This is a genomic window from Pseudomonas sp. FSL R10-2964, assembly GCF_009600035.1.
Lineage (GTDB): Bacteria > Pseudomonadota > Gammaproteobacteria > Pseudomonadales > Pseudomonadaceae > Aquipseudomonas > Aquipseudomonas bubulae.
The window spans coordinates 1-265 of sequence record NZ_WIWH01000148.1; the positions used below are offsets into that span (position 1 = coordinate 1).

The 265-nt window shown below is 61.1% G+C and carries 1 protein-coding gene; it reads right to left on the reverse strand.

Annotated features, from left to right (window positions below; translation table 11 throughout):
* Nucleotides 1–245 (reverse strand): baseplate J/gp47 family protein (locus tag GHN92_RS23725; protein ID WP_256666569.1); only part of this gene is annotated, 245 nt, incomplete at its 3' end.
* Between the last annotated feature and the right edge of the window lie 20 nt (nucleotides 246–265).

Below are 265 nucleotides of genomic sequence, written 5' to 3' on the forward strand. Positions count from 1 at the left end.
GTTAGAGTGCCGCCCTCGATGTTGCCTATTGCCCCCATGTCTTCGGCGCTCAGTTTCAAGCTGGCCCGGCCCGCAACCAGTTTTACCGCGTCGACCACTGCATAGCGGCGCCCATCTTTCGCCTGATAAAGCTGGCCAGCATCCACCAGGGCGCCGCTGGCTCCCTCGACTAACGCGAGCCCAGTGGCCGAAACAGCAGGTTTTCGGCCATCACTCAACCTCCAATCAGCCCAGTTGAGCAACATGGGTTCGTCGCACGTTGCCG